This is a genomic window from Pseudoclavibacter sp. VKM Ac-2867, assembly GCF_015351275.1.
Lineage (GTDB): Bacteria > Actinomycetota > Actinomycetes > Actinomycetales > Microbacteriaceae > Pseudoclavibacter.
The window spans coordinates 88,185-101,608 of the sequence record NZ_JADKSL010000004.1 but is presented as its reverse complement, the minus strand read 5'-3'; the positions used below and the strand labels follow the sequence as shown (position 1 = coordinate 101,608).

The window sequence follows — 13,424 nt, the reverse complement described above, 5'->3', positions numbered from 1 at the left end:
TCAGCGGTTGTCGTCGTCGACGGAGATGAGCTGCAGGGTGAGCGCCGTCTGGATCGCCTCCGCGCGGTTCGAGCAGGCGAGCTTCCGGTAGACGGATCTGAGCTGGGACTTGATGGTGTTCGGGGACACGTGCAGCTGCGCCGCGATCTCGGCGGTGGTCAGCTCTCTCCTGAGCGCGGTGAGCACGCGGAGCTCGCCGTTGGTCAGGGTGGGCCGCGTCTGCACCATGACGTGCGTGATGCCGGTCACGGAGACGTCGAACATCGGGTGCATGGAGGCGTCGAGCTCGCACCTCACGCTCGAGAGCACCTCTCGCGGGATCTGGCTCAGGATGCGCCGGGAGTTGCCCCGCTGCACGATGTGCGCGACGCGCTGAGCGGTCGCCGGATCGATCGAGTCGGCCCTGGCGATGGAGAGCCAGGCGGAGAGGATGATGCGCTCCGTGTGCTGGGCCGGTGCGAGCGTTCGCTGCTCGGACAGGCGCCGCAGGTGCGTCTCGGCGAAGTCGAGCTTGTCGTCGGCGATGGCGAGGCGGATGGCGGCGCTCGTCTCGAGGAACCCCTTCTGCTCGGTCCGGTAGGCGGCTGCTCTCGCCTGCGTCTTCGAGCCGAGTGCCCACAGCGCGTCGATGGTCGCGGCGTTCATGACGTCGATGGCGAGCGAGCCGTGCTGCTCCGTGTGTGCGTCGCGCGCGAGGTGCACGCACTCGAGTGCCTCGTCCGGTCGCTTGCGGGCGAGCAGGGAACGCGTTCGGGCGAGGAGCCCGTACGGCCAGGTCACCTGCAGGCTGCCGAACGAGTCGAGCTTCGCGAGCAGGGGGTCGATGTCGTCGATCATCCGCTCGACGCCGATGAGGGCAGCTGCCGTGTTCTCCGCGAAGCGCGTGGGCTCGATGTACGGCGCGCACGGCTCGGGCAGGAGCGGCAGTTCAGCGAGGACGCGCTCCGCTTCCTCGAGCGATCCCCGTTTCGCGTGGGCGAGCGCGACCCGTGAGAGGGCGAGCCGCCTGGCGTCCGGGCGGCCCGCGATCTGGCCGATCTCCGCTGAGGCGGCGAGCTCGGTCAGCGCGGGCCCCGTCTCTCCGGCGGCGAGCATCGTCGAGCCGATCTGCTGGTGGTAGAACCACAGCGGCCCGTCGGCCCGCTCGCGGAATCCTGTTCCCCGCGATCTGATGCGGTCGGCGAGGCGAGCAGCGTAGGCGAGTGCGGCGGTCACATCGCCGCTGTACCGGAAGGCGATCATCTGCGCGAGCGTGAGCATGTCGACCTCGTCGGTGGTCATGCTCTTGACGGTTTCCGGATTGAGGTGCGGTTTAAACGGGGTTCGTTTATGGGCGAGAACCGGATTCACCCGGTGAAGAATCCAAAGAACCGGGTAATTTTCGAGAAGTGACAGCGGGATCTTCTCTATAGCGTGGATGAGATCCAGGTAGTGCTTGTCGAACAGTGGCCAGATGTGCGCCATCGCGGCCTGTGCGATCTTGCGCGGATTTCCCGTCTCCACTGCGGCGTCGAGCTTCTGCTTGGAGTCTGCGGCAGTGGCTGCGGTCATGAATCGCCATTCTCTGGGGGAAGTGCGGGGCATTTTCGATGGTTCGGCGAGAAAGTGTTTATCTCATGGTAAAAACATGTTCATCGATCGACCGTCCGTCTTCTCAAGGGTCTCTTCGCCCCTCTCGGAGTGGGGAGAAGGGACGGGTGTGATGGCTGTAATTCCCGCAGAGTCGGCGTCAGCGGCGACTGTCGATACGGGTCGGTGGGTATCTTGTCCGAAGAAACCTATCCTGAAATGAACGCGTCACGCGACCCTCGAGCGTGTCGTGACGAGCGGTGTCGCGAACGCCTTTGGAGCGCGGGGTGAAACCCGGGGTGAAGCGTCGGGTTACACCCCAGGTTACGAACCGGGTGAAATTCTCTGGCAGTCGCGGTACATTTTTTCTCTCGGGTTACTGTGGCTTTCATGCCCCAGGATGCGGATAACCCTCCACGAATCATCATTCGAAATGCCAGGCTTTTCGATGGGATAAGTGAACGTGTTCGCGATCATGTGGACGTGCTTATCGAGGGGGCGCGAGTGCTCGCGATCTCGGAATCTCCTCTGGCGAGCAACTCCCCGGACGGCGCGCGTGAGATCGACGCCCACGGCAGATTCCTCATGCCCGGGCTCACCGACGCCCATGTCCACCTCATGGGCAACGCCAACAGCATGAACGACTTCCTGCAGGCGGCGACGGGCGAGCTGTACGGCAACACGATCGCGGAAGCCAAGAAGATGCTGCTCCGCGGTTTCACGAGCGTGCGCGACATGGGTGGCGACACCAGCCCGATCAAGACGCTCATCGACCGCGGCGTGCTCGAAGGGCCGCGCATCTTCCCCAGCCAGGCCATGATCTCCCAGACCTCAGGCCACGCCGACTTCTCGTTCGTCTACGAGGAGCCGAGCGAGTTCGGTGGCAGGCCCGCACGCACCGAGGACATCCACTTCACGAAGGTCGCGGACGGAGTCCCCCAGGTGCTGACCGCGGTGAGGGAGCAGCTGAAGACCGGCGCGAGCCAGATCAAGCTCACGCTCGGGGGCGGTGCTGCATCGCTCTACGACCCGCTCAGCACGCTGCAGTACACGCCGGAGGAGATCCGTGCAGCGGTCCAGGCTGCTGCCGACTACGGAACCTACGTCGCCGCGCACGTCTACACCTCCGCGGGAGTCGCCAGGGCGCTCGACTGCGGTGTGCGCTCGATCGAGCACGGCCACCTCATGGACGAGGCCACCGTCAAGCTCATCCGGGACGCGGGTGCCTGGCTCTCAGTGCAGCCCTTCGCGGAGGACGACCACCACTATCCCGACCGCGATCGCGCGCAGAAGAACGCCGAGATCTGCCGAGGCACAGCGCAGGTCTACGCCTGGGCCAAGCAGCATGGAGTGCAGACCGCCTGGGGCACCGACCTCCTGCTCGAGCCCGGAGCGGCCGCGAGGCAGAGCGTCATGGCAGCTCGACTCGGCGAGTTCTACAGCCCGACCGAGGCGCTCCTGATGCTGACCTCCGGGAACGCGAGCCTCTTCGAGATGGCCGGCGAGCGGAACTCGTATCGGGACGCGAAGCTCGGCGTCATCGCCGAGGGAGCCTGGGCCGATCTCATCCTGGTCGACGGCGACCCGCTCTCCGACCTCTCGCTCATCGCCGAGCCGGAGCTGAACTTCCCGCTCATCGTCAAGAACGGCCAGATCGTGAAGGACGAACTCTGATGCTGCATGTATCCGGACCATCGAACAGGAGTGCCTGACGTGAGCGATGTGACGCAGCTGTTCGGTGACCAACCGCTTCCCTTGACCCGCGCCGAAGGCGAGGCGGCGGTCGGCGACGTCATCCTGAACGCCGACGGCATCGAGGTGAAGGCGTCCTGGGGCCACATCTTCGGGCCGGTGAACCTCACGATCCGGTCCGGTGGAGTCACCGTGCTCGTCGGCGCGGGCGGCCGGGGCCGGACAGCGCTGCTGCTCACCCTGGCCGGGCGCATGAAGCCCTCGAAGGGGCAGCTCGAGTCGTTCGGGCGGCTCAACGACGCCCACCACCTCTTCAAGCAGGCTGCCCTCGCCAACATCGACGAGGTCGATGGCATCGGCCAGACCATCCGAGTCCACGACATCATCACCGAGCAGATCCGGTGGGGAGCCAGAGGGGCCCGCTGGGTGCGGCAGTCGAAGCAGGCGGACCTCGAGCGCATCTGCGCCCCGGTCTTCGGCGAGTACACCCTGCCGACCATGGACGCGATGGTCGAGGAGCTTCCGGAGCTGACCGGAGCGCTGCTGCGCATCGCCGTCGCGAACACCCGCAAGCCGCCGATCCTCGTCGTCGGGGGTATCGACAAGCTCGCGAGCATCGAGAGCTCCCACAAGCTGCTCGAGCGCCTCGTCGAGCTCGGCAGGGAGCAGACCGTCATCACCGCAGACGTCAACGGCGTCAGCCCAGATTCTGGAATCCGCGACCAGTTCCTCGTGGAGAACCTGACGAACAAGGAGTTCGCCGTGCTCGAGCGAGAGGCTGATGGGCGATGATCGCTGCGTTCTCACCAGGAAGCGACTTCAAGCGCTACTACCGTGGCCGCATGCCGCGGCTCGCGCTCGCGGTCGTCATCCTCATGCCGCTGCTCTACGGTGCGCTCTACCTGTGGGCGTTCTGGAACCCGTTCGGCAACGTCGACAAGATCCCGGTCGCGATCATCAACCTCGACCGGGGCGCCACGGTCGAGGGTGAGCCGCTCACCGCCGGCGACTCGGTCGTGCAGGGCCTCATCGACTCCAAGCAGCTGGACCTCACCGAGACGAGCGAGCAGGACGGCGTCGACGGCCTCGCCCACGGCAAGTACTACTTCACGATCACGGTGCCCGCCGACTTCAGCGAGGCCGTGGCGTCGGTGACCACCAACGAGTCACGCTCCGCGCAGCTCGAGTTCACCTACAACGACTCCAACAACTACCTCTCGACGGTCATCGGCCAGGACGCGGCCGAAGAGGTCATCGTCATGGTCAACCAGCAGGTCTCGGCGCAGATGTTCGACCAGGCGCTGGCAGCCGTCAGAGCCGAGATCCCGACGCTCAAGGAAGCCGTCAGCAGCGTCGACGAGCTCAACTCCGGCATGCAGACGGCGAATAGCGGTGCGAAGGAGATCGCGGACAACCTGGTGACGGCGAAGGACGGGTCGGCCACACTCGCCGGTGCTATCGACACGCTCGACGAGGCCGTGCAGGGCGCCGTGACCCGAGTCGACAACGCCATCGCCACCTCCGGCATCACCGGCGCTGAGCTACGAGACCTCTCGGCGGATGTCGTCACGAGCACGAACACCATCGCGACGGCACTCAACGAGGCGGCTGCCGCGCAAGCGCGAGCCGACACCGAGCTCGCGACCATAATGACCGAGCTCGCAGCAAGCGACGATCCGGTCGAGCAGGCGATCGCGGCCCGTCTCGAGAGCGTGCACACGCACATCCAGGACTCCAGGCTGACGGAGGAGTTCGTCACGGTCTTCGACACCCTGCACACCGACATGAACCTGCTCGCCGGCGAATTCAATGATCCAGACAGCCGCGTCAACGTCATCATGACGGCCATCGAGGACGGCGCCGTGCAGCGCGACCTCGCGACCGCCTCCTCAGACGCGGAGCAGCTGCGCTCCGGAGCTGATCAGCTGGACACCGGCCTCGGTGAGCTCTCCGCCGGCGCCGCACAGCTGTCGTCTGGCACCGACCAGCTCGCGGCTGGCACGATCGAGCTGGCCGATGCCGCCGATACTGCGCTCAACCTGTTTCCCGACTGGGACGAGGACCAGCAGTCCAACTTCGTGCAGGCGCTCGCCCAGCCGGTGGAGCTGAAGGAGACGATCAACAACGAGGCCAAGACCTTCGGCTACGGCTTCGCGCCGTTCTTCCTCGGCCTCGCGCTCTTCGTCGGCGGCATCATCGCGTGGATGCTCTTCACCCCGCTGCAGGCGCGTCCGCTCGCCCAGGGGCTCGGTTCCTTCCGCGTGATCCTCGCCTCGTACGTGCCGACCGTGTTCGTCGGGTTCCTGCAGGCGACCATCCTCTACCTGGTCATCTACTTCGGCATCGGGCTGCATCCCGAGCACACCTGGGGAACGTACGGGTTCCTCCTGCTGATGGTGATGATGTTCATGGCGATGATCCAGATGTTCAACGCGGTCTTCGGCCCGGCAGTCGGACGCGTGTTCACGCTCGCCTTCCTCATGATCCAGCTGACCTCCGCCGGCGGCATCTATCCCGTGCCGACGACCACCAACGTGTTCCAGTACATCAACGTCATCGACCCGATGACCTACACCAACAACGGACTGCGGCAGCTGATCCTCGGCGGCATCGACGACCGCCTGCTCACAGCGATCATCGTCATTCTCTCCATGACCGTCGCCTTCATCGCCATCTCGACCTGGGCCGCGAGAAGGAACCGGCAGTACAACATGGACCGCCTGTATCCGCCGGTGGAGGTCTGACCGTGTCAGCATCACCACGAACCCCCAGTACTTCCACGAAGTCACCGTCCGAACGAGAAGAGAGAGTTCCCATGGAGAAAAGCACCAGCAACGGCCACCACCGAAACATCAACCCGGATCTCGACGTGAACCCCGTCTTCGTTCGACCCGGCGAGGCGACGGTCTTCGACAAGTTCAAGCTGCCAGCAGACCAGAGCCTCCCGGAGACGGCCTACCAGATCGTGCACGACGAGGCCATGCTCGACGGCAACTCGCGCCTCAACCTCGCGACGTTCGTGTCGACGTGGATGGACGACGAGGCGAAGAAGCTCTACGCCGAGGCCGCGGACAAGAACATGATCGACAAGGACGAGTACCCGGGAACGGCGGCCATCGAAGACCGCTGCTGGCGGATGCTCGCCGACCTCTGGAACGTCCCGGACGTCGCTGACACCATCGGCACCTCCACGATCGGATCGTCGGAGGCCTGCATGCTCGGCGGCCTGGCACTCAAGCGGCTCTGGCAGGAGAAGCGGAAGGCGGAGGGGAAGTCGACCGAGAAGCCCAACCTCATCATGTCGGCCGCGGTGCAGGTCGTCTGGGAGAAGTTCTGCAACTACTGGGACATCGAGGCGCGGTACGTGCCCGTGTCGCCCGACCACCTGGTGCTCGACGGCCACGAGCTCGAGAAGTACGTGGACGAGAACACCATCGGCGTCGTCGCGATCCTCGGACAGACCTTCACCGGTCTCTACGACGACGTCGTGGCGATCGCCGCGAAACTCGACGAGATCCAGGCCGCGACCGGCAACGACGTGAAGATCCACGTCGACGGCGCATCCGGCGCGATGGTGGCACCGTTCTGCCAGCCGGACCTCGGCTGGGACTTCGGGATCGACCGGGTGAACTCGATCAGCACGTCCGGCCACAAGTACGGGCTCGTGTACCCCGGCGTCGGCTGGGTGGTGTGGCGCAACACGGCGGTGCTCCCCGAGAGCATGATCTTCCACGTCAGCTACCTCGGCGGCGACATGCCGACCCTCGCCTTGAACTTCTCCCGCCCGGGCGCTCAGGTCCTGCTGCAGTACTACCAGTTCCTCCGCCTCGGTCGCGAGGGCTACCGGCTCGTCCAGCAGAACTCGATCGACGTCGCCACCTACCTCTCCTCGGAGATCGAGAAGATGGGGCCGTTCGAGCTCGTGAGCCGCGGGGACACGATCCCCGTCTTCGCCTGGGTGCTGAAAGACGGCCACACCGGCAACTGGAGTCTCTACGACCTCGCCGACCGACTCCGCATGAAGGGCTGGCTCGTGCCCGCGTACCCCATGGCCGACAACATGGGCGACGTCATCCTCCAGCGCATCGTCGTCAAGGTCGGCCTCAGCCGCGACCTCGCGTCGTCGCTCCTCGCGGACATCCGCGGTGACGTGGAGTACCTCGACTCCCTCGAGACGCCGCTGCCGCGCGAAGCTGGCCGCGGCGTGCACTTCCACCACTGAGATCAGCGGCCGCGCGGGGGAGCCGAGCTGCTCTCCCGCCGGCCCTCGCCCACGAGCAGGAGACGGAACCCACGGACATGACGAGCGCAGCCACCTCCCCTCGCGAGCACACGGGACCCCTCGGCGCCACTGGGAAGCTCCTCGTGCCGACCGTCGTCAAGCAGTGCTGGCTCTTCATGGTGGGCTCCGCGCTCTTCGCGCTGGGCTCCGCGCCGGTGCTCAGCGAGCAGATGGGCTCGCAGCTCTCGAACCTGTTCTTCTTCGTCGGGGCCTGGTTCTTCACCTCAGCCGGCCTCATCCAGCTCTTCCTCAGCGGCGCGGTGGCGGTTCCCGTCTCCTACGCCCCCGGTCGAATGGTGAGAGCCGAGTGGCTGACGGCGTCCACCCAGTCGTTCGGGACGCTGCTCTTCAACGTCAGCACGACAGCGGCGCTGCACGCCAAGTCGCTGACCAGCCAGGAGAAGCTCGTGTGGAATCCGGACGCGGGCGGGTCGGTCGCGTTCCTCGTGAGCGGATGCGTCGCCTTCATAGCGTTCGCGCACACGAACCAGACGTGGAGCGTGCGTTCGAGCGCGTCCTGGTCCGTGGTCATCAACTTCGTCGGCTGTGTGGCCTTCGGCGCCTCCGCGGTCGGTGCCTACATCCTTCCTGGCGGGGCGACGATCAACGCCTCGCTGGCGACGTGGGGCACGTTCATCGGCGCGGTCTGCTTCTTCCTCGCGTCCCTCGTCGTCCTGCCAGGGGCGACGAAGGCCGGTGCGACTCCGGCTCGCGACGGCTCCAGTGTCGGACGGAGCGCCTAGGCCATGCTCATCGGCATCGCGCTCGCCCTGGCCGCCGCGGCCTTCATGGCCGTTGGCAACCTGCTCCAGTCGCGCGGCGTCCACCTCGCGGAGACGAGGTCGAGCAGCCGCAAGGATGCGGCCGTCCACGTGCTGCGGAATCGGATCTGGCTCTTCGGGAGCGTCGCGCTGGTCGTCGCGATGCTCGTGCAGGTCGGCAGCCTGGCGTTCGCGCCGCTGATCGTCGTGCAGCCGATCGGCGTGGCGGCTCTCGTGTTCTCCGTCGTCCTGACGAGCATCTTCCGCAAGACGCGGCCGTCGAGAGCCATCATCCGGTCGATCCTGCTGTGCGTCGTCGGCGTCGGCGGATTCGTCGTGGTCGCCGCGATCGTGAGCACGCAGCAGCCGATCGAAGACGCGCAGCTGGTCGCCGTACTCGTGACGCTCGGCGGCGTGCTCGTCGCGACCGGCATCGTCGAAGTGCTGGGGAAGGGCCGTCCGACGCCGCCGCTGCTGTGGGTGCTGTTGGGCGGGGTCTACTCCGCGTTCGTCGCGACGCTCGGGAAGACGGTCATCCTCCGGGTGCAGGCCATCCTGAAGGCCCATGAGATGCCGTTCAACTCGACGGACATCCTCACCATCGCCAGCATCCTCGGCATCGGGATCGCCGGGGCACTGTCCGTGATCTTCGTCCAGCGCGCGCACCTGGACAACCCACCGGAGGTCGTCGTCGCGGGGCTCACGGTCATCGACCCCACGATCGCGGTTGTCCTCGGCATCGTCATCCTGCGCGAGGCGACGAATGCCCCGCTCTGGGCGGTCGTCGCATTCCTTGCGGCAGGTGCCGTCGCTATCACCGGAGTGATTCAGCTGGCGCGGGCCGAGAAGTCTCCCGTCGACGAGGTCTCGAATTCCTCATCCGCGGGTGAGAGGAAGGGTTAGTGGGCGGGTGAAATAACGAGCATCTCTTATCGGTGCAAAAGGGTCAAATATATACTTCGATAACGTCGGACAAATCATGATGGCATTTTATCCTGGCCATTTACGCGAGCCGGCGGGAAATGAGTCGACTATGCATTACAGCAGTGGAAACTACGAAGCATTCGCACGCCCGCGCAAGCCGCAGGGCGTCGACGACAAGAGCGCCTGGCTCGTCGGCGCAGGGCTCGGGAGCCTCGCTGCGGCGATCTTCCTCATCCGCGACGGGCAGATGAGCGGCGACCGCATCACCATCCTGGAAGAGCTCAACATCGCCGGCGGCGCACTCGATGGCATCAAGTACCCCGAGAAGGGATTCGTCATCCGCGGTGGCCGCGAGCTCGAGGACCACATGGAGTGCCTCTGGGACCTCCTGCGCACCGTGCCATCGCTCGAGATCGAGGACGCCAGCGTGCTCGACGAGTTCTACTGGCTCAACATCGACGACCCGAACTCGACGAAGAGGCGGGTCACGGAGAAGCAGGGCCAGGACGCCGGAACGAACTTCAAGTTCGGCCTGTCCGAGAAGGCGCAGAAGGAGATCGTCGGTGTCTTCCTCGCTACGCGTGCGCAGATGGAGGACAAGCGGATCGACGAGGTGTTCAGCGCCGAATTCCTCGACAGCAACTTCTGGCTCTACTGGCGCACGATGTTCGCCTTCGAAGAGTGGCACTCGGCCCTCGAGATGAAGCTCTACCTCCACCGCTTCGTGCACCAGCTCGGTGGGTTCCCCGACATGTCGGCCCTGAAGTTCACCAAGTACAACCAGTACGAGTCGTTTGTGCTGCCCATGCAGAAGTGGCTGCTCGAGCGCGGCGTGACCTTCCAGTACGGCACCAAGGTCACCGACGTGCAGTTCGACCTGGCGGGCGACAGGAAGCAGGCGACGCGAATCGACTGGGTCCGCGACGGCGAGGAAGGCGGCGTCGACCTCAGCGAGAACGACCTGGCCTACATCACCATCGGATCGCTGACGGAGAACTCCGACCAGGGCGACCACGCCACGGCGGCCCGACTCAACACGGGCCCGGCTCCGGCCTGGGACCTCTGGCGCAAAATCGCCGCACGCGACGAGGCGTTCGGCCGCCCCGAGGTGTTCTGCGGAGACATCCAGAAGTCGAAGTGGGAATCGGCGACGGCGACGACGCTCGACGCTCGCGTGCCCGAGTACATCGAGCGCATCGCGGAGCGCGACCCGTTCTCGGGCAAGGTCGTGACCGGCGGCATCGTCACGGCACGCGACTCGCCGTGGCTCATGAGCTGGACCGTCAACCGCCAGCCCCACTTCAAGGCGCAGAAGCCGACCGAGATCGTCGTCTGGATCTACGGCCTCTTCGTCGACACTCCCGGGGCCTTCGTCAAGAAGAGCATGCAGGACTGCACGGGGGAGGAGATCACCCAGGAGTGGCTCTTCCACCTGGGGGTCCCCGTCGACGAGATCCCCGAACTCGCCGCCACCGGCGTCAAGACGGTTCCCGTGATGATGCCGTACGTCACCTCCTTCTTCATGCCGAGGAAGGCCGGCGACCGCCCGGCCGTCGTCCCGAAGGGCAGCGTGAACTTCGCCTTCATCGGCCAGTTCGCCGAGACGACGCGAGACTGCATCTTCACGACGGAGTACTCCGTGCGCACTGCCATGGAGGCGACCTACGAGCTCCTCGGCGTCGAACGCGGTGTTCCGGAGGTCTTCAACTCGACGTACGACCTCAGGTTCCTGCTGCACTCGACGAACGTCCTGCGCGACGGCGAACAGCTCGACATCCCAGGGCCGAGCTTCGCGAAGCGACACCTCGTGAATCGCTTCGATCAGACCGAGCTCGGCCAGCTGCTGACCGACTTCAACCTGATCCCCGCCACGCAGAACGCTCGAGTCCACGACCGCAGCGACGACGCGATCGCCTGACCCGCACGCGCACCCGCCGCCGTCGCATCCGCGGCGGCGTGCACAGCAGTTCCCTTACGAAAGGACGTGTCAACGAACATGTGCACTCGAATTGTGTGGCCCGACGCCAACGGGTCCGTCATTGTCGGCCGGAACATGGATTTCCACATGGATCTCCTCACGAACCTCTGGAAGTACCCACGCGGCATCGAGCGGGCAGACGGAGTCGAGGGAAACCTCACCTGGACGGCCAAGTACGGCAGCATCGTGGCGACGGCCTTCGACCTCATCGCCACCGACGGGATGAACGAGGAGGGCTTCGCAGGGCACATCCTGTGGCTCGCCGAGTCGGAGTACGGAAAGCCGAACGACAAGACGACTCAGCTGAGCCAGTCGGTCTGGCTGCAGTACTACCTCGACAACTTCGCGACGGTCGAGGAGGCCGTCGCGTGGACCAAGAAGTCGCAGGTGCAGATCTCGCAGCTCTTCGACCCGACGGGCCACCTCGTCCCGACCCTGCACCTCGCGATCAACGACGCCACGGGTGACTCGGCCATCATCGAGTACACGAGCGGCAAGCCGACGGTGTATCACAGCCGTGACTACAAGGTCATGACGAACTCCCCGACCTACGACAAGCAGCTCGAGCTCGCGAAGAAGATCGAGGGGCTCGGCGGCGACCAGCCGCTGCCGGGGTCGACGCTCGCGAGCGACCGCTTCGCTCGCGCATCCTTCTACGTCGAGCACCAGGTGCAGCCCAAGACGCAGCTGGATGCGATCGCCGCGATGTTCAGCATGATCCGGAACGCGGCGCAGCCGTTCCGGACCCCGGAGCCCGGCAAGCCGGACGCATCGCAGACGATCTGGCAGGTGGTGCTCGACCTCACGAACAAGCGCTACGTGTTCGAGTCGACGACCCGTCCCAACATCGTCTGGGTGGACTTCGACGAGGTGAGCTTCGCCGAGGGATCCAAGGTGCTCAAGCTCGACCTCGTCGGCCAGCTGGCGCTCGAGGGCGGACTCGCCGGCAACGTGAGCCACAAGTTCACCGACGTCGGGGCGGAGGCGACGCAAGCGCTCGCGACCGGCGTCAAGGCGCTGGAGTTCGTGGCGAACAAGAAGGATGACTTCCTCGCCGTGAAGACGCTCGTGCAGGACCTCGTCGGCAAGAAGGGATAGTCCGCGCGCGGCAGCGGGCGCCCCGCCTCGGGGCGCCCGCTGTCGTCGTATCAGGAGCCGGCCGGGGTGCTCGGCCGGAGACGCCACGGTTCCAGGAGCCGGAGATAGGGAGAGCATCGTGCGGCATGGTCCTGATGTCAGTGGCGGTGCGGTCAGCGCGGCCCTCTCGGTCAAACAGCTGCTGGTGGCGGTCGCCCTGGTCTCCGCCGCGGCGCTCATCCTCGGGGCCAGCCAGCTCCTCATCGGCCCGAACACGGCGGCGTCCGGCTACCTGACGATCCTCTTCCTGCTCTCGATCATCCGCGCGGGGAGTTGGCGGGCCCGGCTCTTCTCCGTGGGTTGGTCGCTTGCCATCGCGGCCCTCGGCTTCGCGGTCGGGGGCCTCGGGCTCTGGGTCACGCTCGCCGCAGTCGTCTTCGTCTGCCTCGTGCAGGCCTTCGTGACGGTCGGTGAGACGGCCTTCCTCACGCGGTCCCCCGTGAACCTGCTGGCGTTCGCCGCGCTCTCGCAGACGGGTGCCGAACTCTGGCAGGCGATGCTGGGGTCCGCGATCGGTGCGGGTGTCGTCGTCGGCTTCGCCGCGCTCGTGAAGGCGAGGGCGCATGCTCACGACCCGGGCACGCCGCTCGTCGACCGGATCGCCTATGGCGCGGTCACCGCGGGCGGATCCTTCCTCATCGTCTTCGCCTCGGAGCTACTGGAGTTCCCCTACCGCGACTGGACGCTGCTCTCGTTCAGCGTGATCCTCGCCGTGGGAGCGGACCAGCGCTTGCGACGCGGCTACCTCAGGGTGCTCGGATCGGTCGCCGGGGTCCTTCTCGCCATGCTCGCGTCGATGCTGCCGGAGCCGATTCCGCTCATCCTGGCCGGCCTCTTCCTCGTGCTGTGCGTCGCCTACGTCAACGCCGGAGAGTACGCGCTGTTCGTGCTCTTCCTGACGCCAGCCATCCTCCTCACAGCCGCCTCAGAGCTCTCCACCTTCGCCCTCGGGGTCTACCGACTCGAAGCGGTGCTCTTCGCGACGCTCGTCGCGGTCCTCGGGGGGCTCGTCATGAACTTCCTCACCCGGCGCTCCGGTGGCGGTGAGGTCGTCGAAGCCGTCTGAGACTGAGCTGTTCGG

The 13,424-nt window shown here is 65.9% G+C and carries 10 protein-coding genes; 9 read left to right on the top strand and 1 reads right to left on the bottom strand.

Features of this window, described 5'->3' with window-relative positions; all coding sequences use genetic code 11:
• Complete coding sequence (locus tag ITJ67_RS05915; RefSeq protein ID WP_160073080.1) at positions 1 to 1,551, bottom strand: response regulator transcription factor; 1,551 nt, start codon at positions 1,549 to 1,551, stop codon at positions 1 to 3.
• A 501-nt stretch (positions 1,552 to 2,052) separates the two neighbouring features.
• Here ITJ67_RS05915 and ITJ67_RS05910 point away from each other — a divergent pair.
• The 9 genes from ITJ67_RS05910 (at position 2,053) to ITJ67_RS20205 (ending at position 13,409) form a co-directional block, all read left to right on the top strand.
• Positions 2,053 to 3,243: a metal-dependent hydrolase family protein gene (locus ITJ67_RS05910; RefSeq protein WP_201297688.1), complete on the top strand. Its 1,191-nt coding sequence runs from the start codon at positions 2,053 to 2,055 to the stop codon at positions 3,241 to 3,243.
• 39 nt (positions 3,244 to 3,282) lie between these two features.
• Positions 3,283 to 4,053 carry an ATP-binding cassette domain-containing protein gene (locus ITJ67_RS05905; RefSeq protein ID WP_228502368.1) on the top strand — a complete coding sequence of 257 codons (771 nt, stop codon included), beginning with the start codon at positions 3,283 to 3,285 and terminating at the stop codon, positions 4,051 to 4,053.
• Complete coding sequence (locus ITJ67_RS05900) at positions 4,050 to 6,005, top strand: YhgE/Pip domain-containing protein (RefSeq protein ID WP_160073076.1); 1,956 nt, start codon at positions 4,050 to 4,052, stop codon at positions 6,003 to 6,005. Before ITJ67_RS05905 ends, ITJ67_RS05900 begins: the two co-directional genes overlap by 4 nt.
• Before the next feature lie 71 nt (positions 6,006 to 6,076).
• Positions 6,077 to 7,483, top strand: coding sequence for a glutamate decarboxylase (locus ITJ67_RS05895; RefSeq protein ID WP_160073074.1), 1,407 nt, complete (start codon positions 6,077 to 6,079; stop codon positions 7,481 to 7,483).
• 77 nt (positions 7,484 to 7,560) lie between these two features.
• Positions 7,561 to 8,286, top strand: a complete 726-nt coding sequence (locus ITJ67_RS05890; RefSeq protein WP_194677046.1) for a hypothetical protein — start codon at positions 7,561 to 7,563, stop codon at positions 8,284 to 8,286.
• A gap of 3 nt (positions 8,287 to 8,289) precedes the next feature.
• Positions 8,290 to 9,207: a DMT family transporter gene (locus ITJ67_RS05885; RefSeq protein ID WP_160073070.1), complete on the top strand. Its 918-nt coding sequence runs from the start codon at positions 8,290 to 8,292 to the stop codon at positions 9,205 to 9,207.
• Positions 9,208 to 9,337: 130 nt separating this feature from the next.
• Positions 9,338 to 11,146, top strand: a complete 1,809-nt coding sequence (locus tag ITJ67_RS05880) for an oleate hydratase (RefSeq protein WP_194677045.1) — start codon at positions 9,338 to 9,340, stop codon at positions 11,144 to 11,146.
• Between the two features lie 78 nt (positions 11,147 to 11,224).
• Positions 11,225 to 12,304 carry a linear amide C-N hydrolase gene (locus tag ITJ67_RS05875; RefSeq protein WP_160073066.1) on the top strand — a complete coding sequence of 360 codons (1,080 nt, stop codon included), beginning with the start codon at positions 11,225 to 11,227 and terminating at the stop codon, positions 12,302 to 12,304.
• 118 nt (positions 12,305 to 12,422) lie between these two features.
• A complete protein-coding gene (locus ITJ67_RS20205; protein WP_194677044.1) occupies positions 12,423 to 13,409 on the top strand; it encodes an FUSC family protein in 987 nt (328 codons plus the stop codon).
• The last annotated feature ends 15 nt before the right edge of the window (positions 13,410 to 13,424 follow it).

What these genes read in the sequence shown, in the direction of transcription:
- ITJ67_RS05915 (WP_160073080.1), bottom strand. Translation starts at nt 1,551, where the DNA reads ATGACCGCAGCCACTGCCGCAGACTCCAAGCAGAAGCTCGACGCCGCA.
- ITJ67_RS05900 (WP_160073076.1), top strand. Translation starts at nt 4,050, where the DNA reads ATGATCGCTGCGTTCTCACCAGGAAGCGACTTCAAGCGCTACTACCGT.
- ITJ67_RS05895 (WP_160073074.1), top strand. Translation starts at nt 6,077, where the DNA reads ATGGAGAAAAGCACCAGCAACGGCCACCACCGAAACATCAACCCGGAT.
- ITJ67_RS05890 (WP_194677046.1), top strand. Translation starts at nt 7,561, where the DNA reads ATGACGAGCGCAGCCACCTCCCCTCGCGAGCACACGGGACCCCTCGGC.
- ITJ67_RS05885 (WP_160073070.1), top strand. Translation starts at nt 8,290, where the DNA reads ATGCTCATCGGCATCGCGCTCGCCCTGGCCGCCGCGGCCTTCATGGCC.
- ITJ67_RS05880 (WP_194677045.1), top strand. Translation starts at nt 9,338, where the DNA reads ATGCATTACAGCAGTGGAAACTACGAAGCATTCGCACGCCCGCGCAAG.
- ITJ67_RS05875 (WP_160073066.1), top strand. Translation starts at nt 11,225, where the DNA reads ATGTGCACTCGAATTGTGTGGCCCGACGCCAACGGGTCCGTCATTGTC.